Genomic DNA, 15,920 nt, shown 5'->3' with positions numbered 1-15,920 from the left:
ACCATGCAATTGATCTGGCTGCGCAGCGACTTGCGCCTACATGACAACACCGCCCTCACGGCTGCCGCTGAACGTGGCCCGACCGTGGCGGTGTACCTGTTGAGCCCGCAGCAATGGCTGGAACATGATGACGCCCCATGCAAAATCGACTTCTGGCTGCGCAACCTCGATGACTTGAGCAAAAGCCTCGGCAAGCTCAACATTCCGCTGTTGATCCGCAGCGCCACGCACTGGGATCAGGCGCCGCAGGTGCTGCGCAAACTCTGCCATGAACTGAAGATTGAAGCTGTTCATGTCAACGAAGAATACGGCGTGCATGAAAGCCGTCGTGACGTAGCGGTGGCCGAGATGCTGCAAGCCGATGGCATCGGTTTCTACAGTTATCTGGATCAGTTGCTGTTCAAACCCGGCAGTGTATTGACCAAGACCGGCACCTACTTTCAGGTGTTCAGTCAGTTCCGCAAGGTCTGCTACGAACGCCTGCATCGCTCACTGCCTGCTCTTATAAACGCGCCCTCCAGACAAGAAGCCACCGGCATCGAAAGCGATCCCGTGCCAGCGGCGATCAAGGGTTTTACGACCCCAAGCGACTCGCTGCGCGCCCTGTGGCCCGCCGGTGAGAAAGAGGCCCGGCGCCGTCTCGACACCTTCGCCGACGCGCAGATCGATTACTACAAGAGCGAGCGCGACTTCCCGGCCAAACCCGGCACCAGCCAACTCTCCGCTTATCTCGCCGCCGGGGTGATCTCGCCGCGCCAATGCCTGCACGCCGCCCTGCAAAGCAATCAGGGTGAATTCGAAAGCGGCAAGGTCGGCGCGGTCACCTGGATCAACGAAATACTGTGGCGCGAGTTCTACAAACATATTCTGGTCGGCTACCCACGGGTTTCGCGCCATCGAGCTTTCCGTCCGGAAACCGAAGCCTTGGCCTGGCGCGATGCCCCGGATGAACTCGCCGCGTGGCAAGAGGCGCGCACCGGTCTGCCAATCATCGACGCCGCGATGCGCCAACTGCTCGAAACCGGCTGGATGCACAACCGTCTGCGGATGGTGGTGGCGATGTTCCTGACCAAGAATCTGCTGATCGACTGGCGTGAGGGCGAGCGCTTTTTCATGCGCCATCTGATCGATGGTGATCTGGCGGCAAACAACGGCGGCTGGCAGTGGAGCGCATCCACCGGCACCGACTCGGCCCCGTATTTCCGCATTTTCAACCCGATCAGTCAGTCGGAAAAATTCGACAGCGAAGGCTTGTTCATCAAGCACTGGCTGCCGGAACTCGCCGGCCTGAACAAAAAGGAAGTGCACAACCCGGCCAGTGCCGGCGGGCTGTTCGGTGTCGCCGACTATCCGCCGCCAATCGTCAACCTGAGTGCTTCACGGGAGCGCGCCTTGAGCGCCTTCAAGAATCTGCCGTCGCGTGCGTCTATCGGAGGTGCAGATGAGTGAATTCCTGCGCAGCTTCGCCCGACGTTTTTCCGAGTTGAACAAAAACAACCTGGATCGTTTGGGTACGCTCTACAGCGAGGACATTCACTTCACTGACCCGCTGCACGAAGTGCAGGGGCTCAAGCATCTGCACAGCTACATGCGCGAGTTGTACGCCAACGTCAGCGAACTGCGGTTTGATTTTCACGGTTACGACCAGATCAGCGATGGCGAAGGTTACTTGCGTTGGGTCATGACTTACCGCCATCCGCGCCTGGCGGGTGGCCAATGGATTCGGGTCAGCGGCTGTTCGCATCTGCTTTGGCGCGACAAGGTTTATCGCCACCGGGACTACTTCGATGCCGGGGCGCTGCTGTATGAACATTTACCCGTATTGGGTCGGGTGATTGCCTGGCTGAAAAGGAGAATGGGATGAGTCGTACAACTCCAAGGCGTTATTGGCTGACCGGTGCCAGCAGTGGCATCGGCGCGGCCCTGGCTGAAGAGATTCTGAAAACCGGGGCGCATCTGGCGGTCAGTTCACGTCAGGTCGCGCCATTGAAAGTCTTGTCGCAACGCTATCCGGGGCAAGTGCTGGTGGTCGCGGGGGATTTGACCAACAGCCAGACAGTGCGCGAAATCGGCGAGCAGATTACTGCCGACTGGGGCTCGCTGGACTCGGTGATTCTAAATGCCGGTACTTGTGAATATGTCGATGCGCGGCAGTTCGATTCCTCGATCATCGAGCACGTCGTGCGCACCAATCTGCTCGCCAGCAGTTACTGCATCGAAGCCGCCCTGCCGTTGCTGCGGGCGGGTACCGCGCCGCATCTGGTCGGCGTCGCCAGCTCGGTGACTTATCTGCCGCTGCCCCGCGCCGAGGCCTATGGCGCATCGAAGGCCGGCATGCGTTACCTGCTCGAATCGCTGCGTATCGATCTGGCCCCGGAAGGCATTGAAGTCACGGTGGTCAGCCCCGGATTCGTCGAGACGCCACTGACCGCCAAAAATGATTTTCCGATGCCCTTGAGCTGGCCAGCGGACAAAGCCGCCCGGCACATTTTTGCAAAACTGCGCGAGCGCCCACTGGAGATCGCTTTCCCGGCGTTGTTCATGGCCGCGTTGTGGCCGCTGTCCAAGTTGCCGGCGCGACTGCAACTGGCGATTGGCAAACGCATGGTGCGTGCGCAGCCGCCACTCATGGATGATGCAACGTGAACATCGCCATCGTTGGCAGCGGGATCGCGGGGCTGACCTGCGCCTACCTGCTCAATCGCCGCCATGACGTTACGGTGTTCGAGGCCGGCGACTGGGTCGGCGGCCACACTCACACCGTGCAAGTCACGGTGGACGGTCAGGCCTATGCCATCGACACCGGATTCATCGTGTTCAACGACTGGACCTATCCGAACTTCATTCGCTTGCTCGGTCAGCTCGGCGTGGCCTTCAAACCAACCGAAATGAGCTTCTCGGTGAATGATCCGGACACCGGCCTGGAATACAACGGCAACAACCTCAACAGCCTGTTCGCCCAGCGCAGCAACCTGTTCTCGCCGGGGTTCTGGGGCATGTTGCGCGACATCCTGCGCTTCAATAAGGAAGCGCTGCGCGACCTCGACGAACAACGCATCGCCACCGACACCACGCTGGACGATTACCTCAAGGCCAACGGTTACGGCGAGCGTTTCATCCTGCATTACATCGTGCCAATGGGCGCGGCGATCTGGTCGATGCCAATGGCCGAGATGCTCAATTTCCCGTTGCAGTTCTTTGTGCGGTTTTTCAAGAACCACGGCTTGTTGTCGGTGAACAACCGTCCGCAATGGCGGGTGATCGAGGGCGGTTCCAGCGCCTACGTCGCGCCGCTGACCGCATCATTCCAGGACAGGATTCGCCTGAACTGCCCGGTAACCCGGGTTGATCGCGATGAGCACGGCGTAGTTATCCACAGCCCGAAAGGCATCGAACGTTTCGACAAAGTGATCTTTGCCTGCCACAGCGATCAGGTATTAAACCTGCTGGCCAGTCCAAGCAGCGCCGAACGCTCGGTGCTGGGCGCCCTGCCCTACGCCGATAACGAAGTGGTGTTGCACACCGACACGCGCCTGCTGCCGTCGCGCAAACTGGCCTGGGCCAGTTGGAATTATCGCCTCGGCGGCGCCGGCCATACGCAGGCCGCCGTCACTTACGACATGAACATTCTGCAAGGCATCCAGAGCGACACCACGTTCTGCGTCAGCCTTAACCAGAGTGCCGGCATCAGCCCGTTCAAGGTGCTCGCCAAATACACCTACGCCCATCCGCAATACAGCCTCGCCGCAGTCGCGGCGCAGAATCGCTGGGCAGAAATCGATGGCCAGCAGCACACCCATTATTGCGGCGCCTACTGGGCCAGCGGCTTCCATGAAGACGGCGTGGTCAGTGCCTTGCGCGTGGCCGCCGCGTTCGGGGAAACCCTATGAACAGCGCCCTTTATAGCGGCTGGATCGGTCATCGGCGCTTCGCCCCCAAGCGCCATGAATTCCGTTATCGGATCGGTCTGCTGTACCTCGACCTCGACGAGCAGGACAGCGTGTTCGGCCTTTCGCCGCTGGCCAGCCGCAGCCGTTTCGCGCCGTTTTCGTTTCGTGAGACCGACTATCTCAAGGCGTTCACCGGACGCGGTATGCGCCTGATCGATGCGGTGCGCCAGCAGGTCGAAGCCGCCATCGGTCATGCGCCGCAAGGTTCGGTCTGCCTGCTGACCCAGCCGCGCAGTTGGGGGCTGGCGTTCAATCCGGTGAGTTTCTTTTATTGCCATGAGGCCGATGGGCAACTGGCGGCGATTCTCTGTGAAGTCACCAACACGCCGTGGCGCGAGCGTTTTCACTACGTGCTACCGGCGCGGACGCCAGTCGATCTGCAGGATGTTCATCAGCACTTCGCCGTGGCCAAGGCGTTTCATGTTTCGCCGTTTCTGCCACGTGATCTCGAATACCGGATGAGCTTCAGCCCCGCCGCGCAAAACCTCGGCGTGCACATGGCCGACTGGCAGGGCGAACACAAACTGTTCGACGCCACGCTCAACCTGCAACGCGAGGCGCTTGATCGGCAAAGTCTGCACCGTTACTTGCGGCGCTTTCCGTGGATGACCGCAAAAACCTGTCTGGCGATTTATTGGCAAGCCGTGCGACTGCTGCTCAAACGTGCACCGATCTTCGCTCACGAGTCTGCCAACGGCAGCTTGCAAACCGCCACTGCGACTCCCAAGGAGCACCGCCATGAAATCCTCTAGCCTGACGGCCATCCTGTTCAGCACCAACGGTTTGACCGGATCGCTGCTGCGCCGTGGCGTGCTGCGCCTGCTGGGTCAACTCAAACACGGACAACTGCTGGTGGTCGAGGATGGCGAACGCATGTTGTTCGGCACGCCGGGCAGCACGTTGCACGGTGAGATTCACGTGCAGGATCCCGCCGCCTGGGGAATGATCGCCGGCAATGGTTCGATTGGTGCTGGCGAAGCCTTTATTCACGGCTACTGGAGTTCGCCGGACCTGACCACCGTGGTGCGCGTGTTCGTCGCCAACCTCGACGTACTCGATGCCATGGAAGGTGGCATGGCGCGCCTCGGCCGGCCGCTGGTGCAAGGCCTGCACTGGCTCAATCGCAATACGCGCAAAGGTTCGCAGAAGAACATCGCCGCGCACTACGACCTCGGCAACGACCTGTTCGAACAGTTTCTCGACCCGACCATGATGTATTCAGCGGCGCAGTTCCTCACCCCCGAAGACAGCCTGGAACAGGCGCAACTGAACAAACTGGAGCGGATCTGCCAGAAGCTCGCACTCAAGCCCGAAGACCACTTGCTGGAAATCGGTACCGGGTGGGGCAGCATGGCGCTTTACGCGGCGCAGAATTACGGTTGCCATGTAACCACCACCACATTGTCGAAAGAGCAGTACGCATTCACCGCCAAGCGCATCGAACAACTGGGCTTGCAGGATCAAGTGACTTTGCTGCTCCAGGACTACCGCGACCTCACCGGCCAGTACGACAAACTGGTGTCGATCGAGATGATCGAAGCTGTCGGCCATCGCTTCCTGCCGACCTATTTCAAACAGTGCGCGCATTTGCTCAAGAGCAATGGCTTGATGCTGTTGCAGGCGATCACCATCCGCGATCAACGTTACGAGCAAGCCAAGCGTGGCGTCGACTTCATCCAGCGTTACATCTTCCCCGGCGGCGCCCTGCCTTGTGTGCAGAAAATGCTCGAAGTGGTCAGCCGCGACACCGACATGAACCTGCTGCACATGGAAGATTTTGGCTTGCACTACGCCAAGACCCTGCGCTTGTGGCATGAGAATTTTCGCCGCGCCCACGGTCGCTTGAGTGAATTGGGCTACGACGATTATTTCCTGCGACTGTGGGAGTTTTACCTGTGCTACTGCGAGGGCGGTTTCCTCGAGCGCACCATCGGTACCGCGCAATTGCTGCTGGCCAAACCCGGGGCGATGCCGGCGCCACTGCTCGGCCGCTTCGATGCTTGAGCGACTGGCCAACGCGCTGTTGTTCCAGGTCGGCTGGCTGGCCTGTGTGCTCGGCGGCAACAGCATGTGGTTACTGCTGGCATTGGCGGTGCTGGTGATTCATCTGAGCTGGATCAGCAGTTGGGCGGCGGAAGGCCGGCTGATTCTCAGCGTGGTGATTGTCGGCACGGCGGTAGACAGCGCATTGCGCGCGCTGGGTGTATTCGCGTTTGAAGATCTGTCGCCGCTGATTCCGCTGTGGCTGATGTTGCTCTGGGCACTTCTTGCGACCACTCTGCGCCATTGCCTGCAATGGAGCGCCCGGCCATGGTGGCTGTCGAGTGTGCTGGGAGCGGTCGGCGGCGCAATGTCTTACTACGGTGGCGGACGACTGGCCGGGGTGCATTTTCCCTACGGCGAAATCCCGACCCTGATCGGCATCGGCCTGCTCTGGGCGCTGCTGTTTCCATTGCTTCACGTGATGGCTCGACGCCTGAGCCACTGAGCGTCCGTCAGACCTTTCACACACCCGCCGGCCACTGCCTTACACTGCCGCCCATGAAGACCATTCCCCACCAGCAAATCGCCGAACCTGCGGTCACCTGTTCGACCTGCGCAGCCTGCTGCTGCCAACTCGAAGTGATGCTGATTACCGACACCGGCGTGCCTGATCGCTTTATCGATACCGATGACTGGGGCGGTGAAGTGATGCTGCGTCTGGACGACGGCTGGTGCGCGGCGCTGGATCGCGACAGCATGATGTGCACGATCTACGAAAAACGCCCGCTGATCTGCCGTGAGTTCGAAATGGGCGCACCGGAGTGCATCGAAGAACGCCGTGGGATTACCACGGCGTATCGCTGATTCTGAAAACACTTTGTTCCCTGTGGGAGCCGGGCTTGCCCGCGATGGCGTCAGCTCAGTCAACATCAATGTTGAATGTCAGACCGCAATCGCGGGCAAGCCCGCTCCCACAGGGACGGTGTACTTACAACGGCATCGTGTAATGCAGCGAGTAGCTTTCTACACCTTCGTTGTTGCTCGACATACCGGCATTGGAATAGTGCGTCGCACGAATCCCCACCTCATGCCCGCCATTGAAACGCAGGCCGAAACCGATACGGTCTTCGAACTGGAAAGCCTGGCCAATCTTGTTGCCTTCGTACTCGGTGTTGGAGAACACCGCCGCGCCGATCCCTGCCTCGACGTACGGTTTGACCGATTGCCCGGCAAACTCGTAAACCAGTACCGGCGAAAACGACAGGCTGTTGTTGCTCGAGCCCTTGTCGCCGTCCCAGTAGGTATAGGCGCCGCTCCAGTAACCGGTCAGACGACCAACATCGCTTTGCAGCCAGCTCTTGTCCCAGTCGAAGTTCATGCCCAGGCGGTAAGTCATCGTTGAATCGCTGGTCGCCCCGACCGCGAATTCCACGCCTGCTGCCTGCGCGGTAAAACTTTGCCCCATCAGTGCGGCCGCAATCGCGGCCAAGCAGAATAGTCGCTTCACTTGAAACATCCTTTTCCGAACGATCGTATGGTTTTTGGGTGTTGCTCAACGCTATAGAAGTCGACGCTTGATCAGAAGTTCAGCTGATTTTTAAGTTATTTCACAGTTTTTTTACAAGCCGAAGTCTTGCACATCTCCCGCCGCTTGCCCCAGCAATGGCAGGATATTTTTGAAGTACTGAGGATCGGCACTGGTCCAGAATCTGACCGGCCGGTTCGGGCCTTCGGCGAGCAGATCGCGCTCAGCCAAAAGACGCTGCAATTGGCGCGCCACGGCGGCACCGGTATCGATCAGGCTGATGTCGACAGGGATCATCGACCTGAGCATCGGCTTGAGAAAAGGATAGTGAGTGCAGCCAAGAATGATTGTGTCGCAACCGCTGGCCAGTAACGGCTCAACATAGCCTTGTAGTAATTGGCGCAACTCGGCGCTGTGCAGATCGCCGCTCTCAATCAGCTCAACCAGACCGGGGCATGGCTGGGTAATCACTCGCACATCGGTGGCGAAGCGATCGAGCAAGGCTGCGAACCTGGCGCTCTGCAAAGTGCCGGTCGTTGCAAGCACACCGACCACGCCGCTGCGGGTCGCGGCAGCCGCCGGTTTGACCGCAGGCTCCATGCCGACAATCGGCCATTCGGGAAAGTCCCGGCGCAGATCGGCGACGCCGGCCACGGTGGCAGTGTTGCAGGCCAGCACCAATGCTTTGGCGCCCTGCTCGCGGAAAAAACCGGCCATCACGCTGCAACGCTGACGAATGAATTCCGGGGTTTTCTCGCCGTAGGGAACGTGCCCACAGTCGGCGACGTACAGCAGCGACTCATTGGGCAGCAAACGCTGGATTTCTGCCAATACCGACAAGCCGCCGACACCGGAGTCGAACACGCCGATGGGCGCTTCACGCATGGTGCGAACCACAGACGCTGCAACCCGGGTCACGCTTGACCCGCAGCTCACGGAAACGCGAGCCCAAGGCATCGATCAACAGTAAACGACCCACCAGTGGCTCACCGAAACCGACCAACACTTTCAAGGCTTCCAGCGCTTGCAGACTGCCGACCAGACCCACCAGCGGCCCGACCACACCGGCTTCGCTGCAAGTGAGTTCGGCTTCGCTGCCGTGTCCGTACAAACAGTGGTAACAAGGACTGTCGGCACGACGCGGGTCGAACACCGAGAGCTGTCCTTCAAGACGAATCGCCGCGCCGCTGACCAGAGGTTTGCGTGCGGCCACGCAAGCGGCGTTGACCGCTTCACGGGTGGAGAAATTGTCCGAGCAGTCGAGCACCAGATCCACCGCTGCCACGGCGGCCGCGAGAGAATCTTCGTCCAGCGCCCGACGATGGGCGATCAGTTGAATCTCGGGATTGATCGCGCTCAGACGCTTGAGCGCCGAGTCGACTTTGCTCATGCCGACGCTGTCGGTGTCGTGGATGATCTGACGTTGCAGGTTGGTCAGATCGACCGTGTCGAAATCCGCCAGATGCAGCTCACCAACGCCCGCCGCGGCCAGATACAAGGCCACCGGAGCACCGAGACCGCCGAGGCCGACGATCAATACCCGGCTGTCCTTGAGTCGCAACTGGCCATCGATATCGATGTGTTGCAGCAGAATCTGCCGGCTGTAGCGCAGCAATTCCTGATCATTCAGCACGGCAGGCGCCCCAGGCTGATCCGTTGATGACCGCCCAGATCGGTGCGGCTGTGGACTTCTTCAAAGCCGCGAGTCAGCAGCAGATCGCGCACGGCCTCGGCTTGATCATAGCCGTGTTCGAGCATCAGCCAGCCACCGGCCTCCAGATGCTCCGGAGCCTGGTCGATGATCAGCCGCAGATCGTCGAGCCCGTCGACACCGGCGACCAGCGCGCTGGCCGGCTCGAAGCGCACGTCGCCTTCGACCAGATGCGGATCGGCAGCGGCAATGTACGGCGGATTGCTAATGATCAGATCAAAGCGCTGGCCTTCAAGCGAGCTGAACCAATGACTGCTCAGCACCGTGGCATTGTTCAGGTGCAGACGCTGACGATTGCGCTCGGCCAGGGCCACGGCTTCCAAGACGCGGTCCACGGCGGTGACTTTCCAGCCGCCACGCTCGCTGGCCAGCGCCAAGGCAATCGCCCCGCTGCCGGTACCCAGATCGAGCACTTTGGCCGGGGTCGCCGGCAGTAATTCCAGCGCCGCTTCCACCAGCAATTCTGTGTCCGGGCGCGGGATCAGCGTGTGCGGCGCGACTTCCAGATCGAGCTTCCAGAATCCTTGCTGGCCGAGAATGTAGGCCACCGGCTCACCGCCACGGCGGCGTTGCAGGTACTCGGCAAACAGCAACGCGGATTCGCTCGGCACGATGCGCTCGGGCCAGGTATGCAGAAAGCTGCGCGACTTGCCCAGCGCTGCGGCCAGCAGCAATTCAGCATCCAGACGCGCAGTGGGCGAGTCCGGCAATTCGGCAGCGCGCAACAGGCTGGCAATGATGGTCATTTATTCACCTATCGCTGCGAGCTGGTCGGCCTGGTATTCGGCCAGCAAAGGCTCGATTACCGCGTCAACGCCACCGGCAAGAATATCGTCGAGGGAGTACAGGGTCAGGTTGACGCGATGGTCAGTGACTCGGCCCTGAGCAAAGTTGTAGGTGCGAATGCGCTCGGAGCGGTCACCGGAACCCACCAGCAACTTGCGCTCGCTGGCGATCGCGTTCGCGGCGGCGGCGGTTTGCTGATCGTTGAGCTTGGCCGCCAGCCAGGACATCGCCCGGGCGCGGTTCTTGTGCTGGGAGCGTTCTTCCTGACACTCGACGACGGTGCCGGTCGGTATGTGCGTGATGCGGATCGCCGAGTCGGTGGTGTTGACGTGCTGACCACCGGCCCCGGAGGAGCGGTAAGTGTCGACGCGCAAATCCGCCGGGTTGATCTCGATGGCTTCCCGCTCGTCCGGCTCGGGCAACACCGCTACCGTGCAGGCCGAGGTGTGGATACGGCCCTGGGATTCGGTGGCGGGTACACGCTGTACGCGGTGCGCGCCGGATTCGAATTTCAGCTTGCCGTAAACGTTGTCGCCTTCAATGCGGGCGATGACTTCTTTATAGCCACCGTGTTCGCCTTCGTTTTCCGAAAGGATCTCCACACGCCAGCCACGTCGCTCGGCGTAACGCGAGTACATGCGGAACAGATCGCCGGAGAAAATCGCCGCCTCGTCGCCACCGGTGCCGGCGCGAATTTCGAGGAACACGTTGCGACCGTCGTTCGGGTCTTTTGGCAGCAGCATGCGCTGCAAATCGGCTTCGAGCGTGATCAGAAGCTCTTTGGTTTCGCGGACTTCTTCCACGGCCATTTCACGCATGTCCGGGTCGTTGTCCTTGAGCAGTGCCTGCGCGCCTTCAAGATCGCTTTGTACGCTGAGCAGCTTTGTATAGGCTTGTACGACCGGCTCGAGTTCGGCGTATTCCTTGGAATAGGCGCGAAATTTGGTCTGATCGGAAATGACTTCGCCGTCGCCGAGCAACGCGGTCAGTTCCTCGAAACGGTCCTGGAGGATGTCCAGCTTATTGTGCAGTGACGCTTTCATTGCGGTTTTTTATCCGAAAAGCTATCCGGTGAGCCCTCTAGGGCAAAGAGTTCCTGGGCCATGGCCAGCGCATCGAGGCGGCCTTCGGCAGAAAGCTTTTTCAACTGCACGCTTGGCGCATGCAGAAGTTTATTGGTCAGGCCGCGAGCGAGTTGCCCGAGCACATCTTCAGCGTTGCCGCCGTTGGCCAGTAGACGCAGGGCCTTTTGCAGCTCTTCGTCGCGCAGGCGTTCGCTCTGTTGACGATAGGCCTTTAGAACATCGACCGCTGCCAGTTCACGCAGGCGCACCATGAAGTCGTCGGCACCGAGGGAAACCATCTCTTCGGCAGCTTGTGCTGCGCCCTGGCGGCTCTTGAGGTTTTCCGCGACCACTTCGTGCAGATCGTCGACGCTGTAAAGGTAAACGTCGTCCAACTCGCCGACTTCCGGCTCGATATCCCGGGGAACGGCGATATCCACCATGAAAATCGGTTTGTGGCGGCGCAGCTTCAGCGCGCTCTCGACCGCGCCTTTGCCAAGAATCGGCAACTGACTGGCGGTCGAACTGATGACGATATCGCTGCGCACCAGTTCTGCCGGGATGTCCGACAGCAACACGGCGTGGGCACCGAACTGCTCGGCCAGCAGACTGGCGCGTTCCAGCGTCCGGTTGGCGACGACGATGCGCTTGACCCCCAGCTCGTGCAGATGACGGGCGACCAACGTGATGGTCTCGCCGGCGCCGATCAACAAAGCCTGGCTGCGTTGCAGGTCGCTGAAAATCTGTTTGGCCAGGCTCACGGCAGCAAACGCCACCGAAACCGGGTTTTCACCGATAGCAGTGTCGGTACGCACCTGTTTCGCGGCATTGAACGTCGCCTGAAACAGTCGGCCCAGCAACGGGCCGATGGTGCCGGCTTCGCGGGCCACGGCGTAAGCCGATTTCATCTGACCGAGAATCTGCGGTTCGCCCAGCACCAGCGAGTCGAGCCCGGAGGCGACGCGCATCATGTGACGAACTGCCGCATCATCTTCATGCACATAAGCGCTGGCGCGCAGCTCTTCTATGCTCAATTTGTGATATTCGGCCAGCCAGCGCAGCACGCCATCGGCCGAAATGTGATCCTGCTCTATATAAAGCTCACTGCGATTGCAGGTGGAGAGGATCGCTGCTTCGCGGCTGTCGGTGAGCCGGCAGAGTTGCTGCAACGCCTCAACCAGCTGCTCAGGGGTAAAAGCCACGCGCTCGCGGACGTCTACTGAAGCAGTCTTGTGGTTGATACCGAGTGCGAGGAAGGCCATTCAAGGTCGCTGATAGTGACGTGAAGCCGGCAATTGTCCTACTTCGCCAGATTCAGAACAACTACCGCTGACTATTGTCCCAATTGTCAGCCCCTATAAAGGACACAATCGAGACTCGGTTATGTTTGGCCGAAGGCTTGTGTCATGATGATCCGACCGCAGGTTAGTCGTCCTCTTCCTATATGAATAGATCTTCCGCGTTGCTCCTTGCTTTTGTCTTCCTAAGCGGCTGCCAGGCCTTGGCCCCCGTTTCGCCGGACGGTACGCCACCGGTCGAAGACACCACGCCCGTGCCTGAAAAGCCCAAGGTTTACAGCTCGTTCAGCGAAGAAACGGTTTACAGCCTGTTGAGCGCCGAGCTCGCCGGCCAACGTAATCGTTTCGACATTGCGCTGGATAACTACGTGACCCAGGCCATCAATACCCAGGACCCGGGTGTCTCAGAGCGTGCGTTCCGCATCGCCGAGTACCTTGGCGCCGACCAGCCGGCTCTGGACACCGCGTTGATCTGGGCGAAAAACGCCCCGGACGACCTCGAAGCGCAACGCGCCGCCGCCGTGCAACTGGCTCGCGCCGGGCGTTACGACGACTCCATGGTCTATATGGAGAAAGTCCTGCAGGGCAAGGGCGACACGCATTTCGACTTCCTCGCGCTGTCGGCTGCCGACACAGATCAGGAAACCCGCAACGGCCTGATGAAAAGTTTCGACCGCCTGTTGCAGCGTCATCCAAAGAACAATCAGCTGATTTTCGGCAAGGCCTTGCTGATGCAACAGGACGGCGACTCGAAAGGTGCGCTGGCGTTGCTCGAAGACAACCCGCCTGAAGACGGCGAAATCGCCCCGATCCTGCTGCGCGCGCGCCTTCTGCAATCTCTGCAACGTGGTGACGAAGCCCTGCCGCTGCTGCAAAAAAGCATCAAGAAGTATCCGGACGACAAACGCCTGCGCCTGACGTACGCGCGGATGCTGGTTGAACAGGACCGGATGGACGACGCCAAGGTCGAGTTCTCCACCCTCGTTCAGCAATACCCGGAAGACGACGAACTGCGTTATTCGCTGGCGCTGGTGTGCCTGGAAGCCAAGGCCTGGGACGAGGCCAAGGGTTACCTGGAAGACCTGATCGCCCGGGAAAGCCACGTCGATTCCGCGCACCTGAACCTGGGGCGCATCGCCGAAGAACGCAACGACCCGCAAGGCGCGCTGATCGAGTACGCCCAGGTCGGCCCCGGTAATGACTATCTCCCGGCGCAGTTGCGTCAGGCCGACATCCTGATGAACAACGGCAAGACCGCCGAGGCCCAGACCAAACTGGCCGCCGAGCGTGATGCACAGCCGGATTACGCGATTCAGCTATACCTGATCGAAGCGGAAACACTGTCCGCCAACAAACAGGACGACAAAGCCTGGAAAACCCTGCAAACCGCTTTGCAGCAATATCCGGACGACCTGAATCTGCTCTACACCCGAGCGATGCAGGCCGAGAAACGCAATGATCTGGCGCAAATGGAAAAAGACCTGCGCCTGATCATCAAGCGCGATCCGGACAACGCCATGGCGCTCAACGCGCTCGGCTACACCTTGTCCGACCGCACCACCCGTTACGCAGAAGCCAAGGCGCTGATCGAACAGGCGCACCAGCTCAATCCGGAAGACCCAGCGGTACTCGACAGCCTCGGCTGGGTGAATTTCCGCATGGGCAATCTGGACGACGCCGAGAAATATCTGCGTCAGGCGCTGGAGCGTTTCCCGGATCACGAAGTCGCCGCACACCTCGGCGAAGTGCTGTGGATCAAGGGCAATCAACGCGAAGCCAAACAAATCTGGGGCAAATTCCTCAAGGATCAGCCTGACAGCACCATCCTGCGCAGCACCATCAAGCGCCTGACCGGATCAGAGACTCTTTAACTCATGTTTTTGCGCCACGTAATTGTTTTCAGCTTCATCGCCCTGCTCGCCGGTTGCGCGGGCTTCGGCGCTCGCGAATCGGTCGAAGGCCACGGCAGCCCGGCGCAATGGGCCGCGCACAAACAACAGCTGACCAGCCTTGATGGCTGGCAGATCGACGGCAAGATTGGCATCCGCGCACCGAAAGATTCCGGCAGCGGCACCCTGTTCTGGCTGCAACGTCAGGACTACTACGACATTCGCCTGTCGGGCCCGCTGGGTCGCGGCGCGGCACGCCTGACCGGGCGTCCGGGCAAGGTTTCGCTGGAAGTGGCCAATCAGGGTCGCTACGAATCGCAATCCCCGGAAGCTTTGCTTGAAGAGCAAATGGGCTGGAAATTGCCGGTTTCGAACCTGGCCTGGTGGGTCCGTGGCCTGCCGGCACCAGAAAGCAAAAGCCGTCTGACGCTCGATGCCGACAGCCGTCTGGCCAACCTGGAACAGGATGGCTGGCAAGTCGAGTATCTCAGCTATGCCGAACAAAACGGCTATTGGCTGCCAGAACGGATCAAGTTGCACGGCACCGATCTGGACGTGACGCTGGTGATCAAGAACTGGCAACCGCGTAAATTGGGGCAGTAATCGCATGACCGCTCCACGTCTGACGCTGCCTTCACCCGCCAAACTCAACTTGATGCTGCATATTCTTGGGCGCCGTGAAGACGGCTATCACGAATTGCAGACGATTTTTCAGTTCGTCGATTACGGTGACGAAATCACTTTCGCCGTCCGCGACGATGGCTTGATTTGCCTGCACACCGAATTCGAAGGCGTGCCGCACGACAGCAACCTGATCGTGCGCGCCGCAAAAAAACTTCAGGAACACTCCGACTGCAAGCTCGGTATCGACATCTGGATCGACAAGGTTCTGCCCATGGGCGGCGGAATCGGTGGCGGCAGCTCGAACGCGGCGACCACCCTGCTCGGCCTCAACCATCTGTGGCAGTTGGGTTGGGATCTGGATCGCCTCGCCGCGCTGGGTCTTTCGCTGGGTGCCGACGTCCCGGTTTTCGTCCGTGGTCATGCGGCATTTGCCGAGGGCGTGGGCGAGAAACTCACGCCTGTGGAACCGGAAGAACCGTGGTATCTGGTGCTCGTACCGCAAGTCTCTGTTAGTACGGCAGAAATTTTTTCCGATCCATTGTTGACACGTAACACGCCGCCCATTAAAGTGCGCCCCGTTCCCGAGGGAAACAGTCGAAATGACTGCTTGCCGGTGGTTGCAAGGCGTTATCCAGAAGTACGTAACGCATTGGATTTGTTAGGTAAATTTACCGAAGCAAAGCTCACCGGAACTGGAAGTTGTGTGTTTGGGGGCTTCCCAAGCAAAGCTGAAGCTGATAAAGTCTCGGCCCTTCTGACAGAGACCCTTACAGGGTTTGTAGCGAAAGGAAGCAACGTTTCGATGTTGCATCGCAAGCTGCAAAGTCTGCTCTAAAGGAATCGATTACTGGGTAATCGTTGCAACAGATACAGGGGCGTCGCCAAGCGGTAAGGCAGCAGGTTTTGATCCTGCCATGCGTTGGTTCGAATCCAGCCGCCCCTGCCATTTTCTATACTCATCCAGGTTACCCTCAGCCTCTAGGTACTGCGCGTGTCCAAGATGATGGTCTTTACGGGGAACGCTAACCCCGATCTAGCTCGGCGTGTCGTACGTCAGCTGCATATCCCTCTCGGTGACATCTCTGTCGGT

General features: G+C 59.8%; 17 protein-coding genes, 1 tRNA gene and 1 pseudogene. 13 read left to right on the top strand and 6 right to left on the bottom strand.

What is annotated here, in order from left to right:
• Positions 1-3: 3 nt before the first annotated feature.
• The 8 genes from phrB to ACIOZM_RS25570 are packed head-to-tail and all read left to right on the top strand — an operon-like array spanning position 4 to position 6,797.
• The gene (gene phrB / locus ACIOZM_RS25605) at positions 4-1,449 is read left to right on the top strand and encodes a deoxyribodipyrimidine photo-lyase (RefSeq protein ID WP_401218907.1); all 1,446 of its coding nucleotides are present in this window, start codon (positions 4-6) and stop codon (positions 1,447-1,449) included.
• Positions 1,442-1,864 (top strand): nuclear transport factor 2 family protein, encoded by a 423-nt coding sequence (locus ACIOZM_RS25600; RefSeq protein ID WP_401218905.1) that lies wholly within the window; start codon positions 1,442-1,444, stop codon positions 1,862-1,864. Before phrB ends, ACIOZM_RS25600 begins: the two co-directional genes overlap by 8 nt.
• Positions 1,861-2,646, top strand: a complete 786-nt coding sequence (locus ACIOZM_RS25595) for an SDR family NAD(P)-dependent oxidoreductase (protein ID WP_401218902.1) — start codon at positions 1,861-1,863, stop codon at positions 2,644-2,646. The genes ACIOZM_RS25600 and ACIOZM_RS25595 overlap by 4 nt, the downstream gene beginning before the upstream one ends.
• Positions 2,643-3,890, top strand: coding sequence for an NAD(P)/FAD-dependent oxidoreductase (locus ACIOZM_RS25590; RefSeq protein WP_401218900.1), 1,248 nt, complete (start codon positions 2,643-2,645; stop codon positions 3,888-3,890). Before ACIOZM_RS25595 ends, ACIOZM_RS25590 begins: the two co-directional genes overlap by 4 nt.
• Positions 3,887-4,702: a DUF1365 domain-containing protein gene (locus ACIOZM_RS25585; RefSeq protein WP_401218897.1), complete on the top strand. Its 816-nt coding sequence runs from the start codon at positions 3,887-3,889 to the stop codon at positions 4,700-4,702. The genes ACIOZM_RS25590 and ACIOZM_RS25585 overlap by 4 nt, the downstream gene beginning before the upstream one ends.
• Positions 4,689-5,954 (top strand): class I SAM-dependent methyltransferase, encoded by a 1,266-nt coding sequence (locus ACIOZM_RS25580; RefSeq protein WP_401218894.1) that lies wholly within the window; start codon positions 4,689-4,691, stop codon positions 5,952-5,954. The genes ACIOZM_RS25585 and ACIOZM_RS25580 overlap by 14 nt, the downstream gene beginning before the upstream one ends.
• On the top strand, positions 5,947-6,438 hold the full coding sequence (locus ACIOZM_RS25575; protein ID WP_401218891.1) for a DUF2878 domain-containing protein: 492 nt from the start codon (positions 5,947-5,949) through the stop codon (positions 6,436-6,438). The genes ACIOZM_RS25580 and ACIOZM_RS25575 overlap by 8 nt, the downstream gene beginning before the upstream one ends.
• A 53-nt stretch (positions 6,439-6,491) precedes the next feature.
• Entirely contained in the window at positions 6,492-6,797 is a 306-nt protein-coding gene (locus tag ACIOZM_RS25570; RefSeq protein ID WP_401218889.1) for a YkgJ family cysteine cluster protein, read from the top strand.
• A gap of 124 nt (positions 6,798-6,921) precedes the next feature.
• Here ACIOZM_RS25570 and ACIOZM_RS25565 read toward each other — a convergent pair whose 3' ends face one another.
• The 6 genes from ACIOZM_RS25565 to hemA form a co-directional block, all read right to left on the bottom strand.
• On the bottom strand, positions 6,922-7,440 hold the full coding sequence (locus tag ACIOZM_RS25565) for an acyloxyacyl hydrolase (RefSeq protein ID WP_401218887.1): 519 nt from the start codon (positions 7,438-7,440) through the stop codon (positions 6,922-6,924).
• 111 nt (positions 7,441-7,551) lie between these two features.
• Positions 7,552-8,343 carry a glutamate racemase gene (gene murI, locus ACIOZM_RS25560; RefSeq protein ID WP_401218884.1) on the bottom strand — a complete coding sequence of 264 codons (792 nt, stop codon included), beginning with the start codon at positions 8,341-8,343 and terminating at the stop codon, positions 7,552-7,554.
• Entirely contained in the window at positions 8,336-9,091 is a 756-nt protein-coding gene (locus ACIOZM_RS25555) for a molybdopterin-synthase adenylyltransferase MoeB (RefSeq protein WP_401218882.1), read from the bottom strand. The genes murI and ACIOZM_RS25555 overlap by 8 nt, the downstream gene beginning before the upstream one ends.
• Positions 9,085-9,915 (bottom strand): peptide chain release factor N(5)-glutamine methyltransferase, encoded by an 831-nt coding sequence (prmC, locus tag ACIOZM_RS25550; protein ID WP_401218880.1) that lies wholly within the window; start codon positions 9,913-9,915, stop codon positions 9,085-9,087. Before prmC ends, ACIOZM_RS25555 begins: the two co-directional genes overlap by 7 nt.
• A complete protein-coding gene (prfA, locus tag ACIOZM_RS25545) occupies positions 9,916-10,998 on the bottom strand; it encodes a peptide chain release factor 1 (RefSeq protein WP_401218877.1) in 1,083 nt (360 codons plus the stop codon).
• Positions 10,995-12,281, bottom strand: coding sequence for a glutamyl-tRNA reductase (gene hemA, locus ACIOZM_RS25540; RefSeq protein ID WP_401218875.1), 1,287 nt, complete (start codon positions 12,279-12,281; stop codon positions 10,995-10,997). The genes prfA and hemA overlap by 4 nt, the downstream gene beginning before the upstream one ends.
• 182 nt (positions 12,282-12,463) lie before the next feature.
• On the opposite strand from hemA, the gene ACIOZM_RS25535 reads away from it, so the two are divergent.
• The 5 genes and pseudogenes from ACIOZM_RS25535 to ACIOZM_RS25515 all read left to right on the top strand — a co-directional run.
• On the top strand, positions 12,464-14,188 hold the full coding sequence (locus tag ACIOZM_RS25535) for a tetratricopeptide repeat protein (RefSeq protein ID WP_401218872.1): 1,725 nt from the start codon (positions 12,464-12,466) through the stop codon (positions 14,186-14,188).
• A gap of 3 nt (positions 14,189-14,191) precedes the next feature.
• Complete coding sequence (gene lolB / locus ACIOZM_RS25530; RefSeq protein WP_401218870.1) at positions 14,192-14,809, top strand: lipoprotein insertase outer membrane protein LolB; 618 nt, start codon at positions 14,192-14,194, stop codon at positions 14,807-14,809.
• 4 nt (positions 14,810-14,813) lie between these two features.
• Complete coding sequence (gene ispE, locus ACIOZM_RS25525; protein ID WP_401218867.1) at positions 14,814-15,665, top strand: 4-(cytidine 5'-diphospho)-2-C-methyl-D-erythritol kinase; 852 nt, start codon at positions 14,814-14,816, stop codon at positions 15,663-15,665.
• Between the two features lie 36 nt (positions 15,666-15,701).
• Positions 15,702-15,776, top strand: a tRNA-Gln gene (locus ACIOZM_RS25520).
• Positions 15,777-15,821: 45 nt separating this feature from the next.
• Positions 15,822-15,920: pseudogene (locus ACIOZM_RS25515) on the top strand (ribose-phosphate pyrophosphokinase); the annotation flags it as partial.

This window comes from Pseudomonas sp. NPDC087346, from assembly GCF_044744235.1.
In the GTDB taxonomy this organism is placed as follows: domain Bacteria; phylum Pseudomonadota; class Gammaproteobacteria; order Pseudomonadales; family Pseudomonadaceae; genus Aquipseudomonas.
Note: the sequence above shows the minus strand (reverse complement) of the source record. Positions and strands in the feature narration are given on the sequence as shown.

What these genes read in the sequence shown, in the direction of transcription:
- phrB (WP_401218907.1), top strand. Translation starts at nt 4, where the DNA reads ATGCAATTGATCTGGCTGCGCAGCGACTTGCGCCTACATGACAACACC.
- ACIOZM_RS25600 (WP_401218905.1), top strand. Translation starts at nt 1,442, where the DNA reads ATGAGTGAATTCCTGCGCAGCTTCGCCCGACGTTTTTCCGAGTTGAAC.
- ACIOZM_RS25595 (WP_401218902.1), top strand. Translation starts at nt 1,861, where the DNA reads ATGAGTCGTACAACTCCAAGGCGTTATTGGCTGACCGGTGCCAGCAGT.
- ACIOZM_RS25585 (WP_401218897.1), top strand. Translation starts at nt 3,887, where the DNA reads ATGAACAGCGCCCTTTATAGCGGCTGGATCGGTCATCGGCGCTTCGCC.
- ACIOZM_RS25580 (WP_401218894.1), top strand. Translation starts at nt 4,689, where the DNA reads ATGAAATCCTCTAGCCTGACGGCCATCCTGTTCAGCACCAACGGTTTG.
- ACIOZM_RS25575 (WP_401218891.1), top strand. Translation starts at nt 5,947, where the DNA reads ATGCTTGAGCGACTGGCCAACGCGCTGTTGTTCCAGGTCGGCTGGCTG.
- ACIOZM_RS25570 (WP_401218889.1), top strand. Translation starts at nt 6,492, where the DNA reads ATGAAGACCATTCCCCACCAGCAAATCGCCGAACCTGCGGTCACCTGT.
- murI (WP_401218884.1), bottom strand. Translation starts at nt 8,343, where the DNA reads ATGCGTGAAGCGCCCATCGGCGTGTTCGACTCCGGTGTCGGCGGCTTG.
- prmC (WP_401218880.1), bottom strand. Translation starts at nt 9,915, where the DNA reads ATGACCATCATTGCCAGCCTGTTGCGCGCTGCCGAATTGCCGGACTCG.
- prfA (WP_401218877.1), bottom strand. Translation starts at nt 10,998, where the DNA reads ATGAAAGCGTCACTGCACAATAAGCTGGACATCCTCCAGGACCGTTTC.
- hemA (WP_401218875.1), bottom strand. Translation starts at nt 12,281, where the DNA reads ATGGCCTTCCTCGCACTCGGTATCAACCACAAGACTGCTTCAGTAGAC.
- ACIOZM_RS25535 (WP_401218872.1), top strand. Translation starts at nt 12,464, where the DNA reads ATGAATAGATCTTCCGCGTTGCTCCTTGCTTTTGTCTTCCTAAGCGGC.
- lolB (WP_401218870.1), top strand. Translation starts at nt 14,192, where the DNA reads ATGTTTTTGCGCCACGTAATTGTTTTCAGCTTCATCGCCCTGCTCGCC.
- ispE (WP_401218867.1), top strand. Translation starts at nt 14,814, where the DNA reads ATGACCGCTCCACGTCTGACGCTGCCTTCACCCGCCAAACTCAACTTG.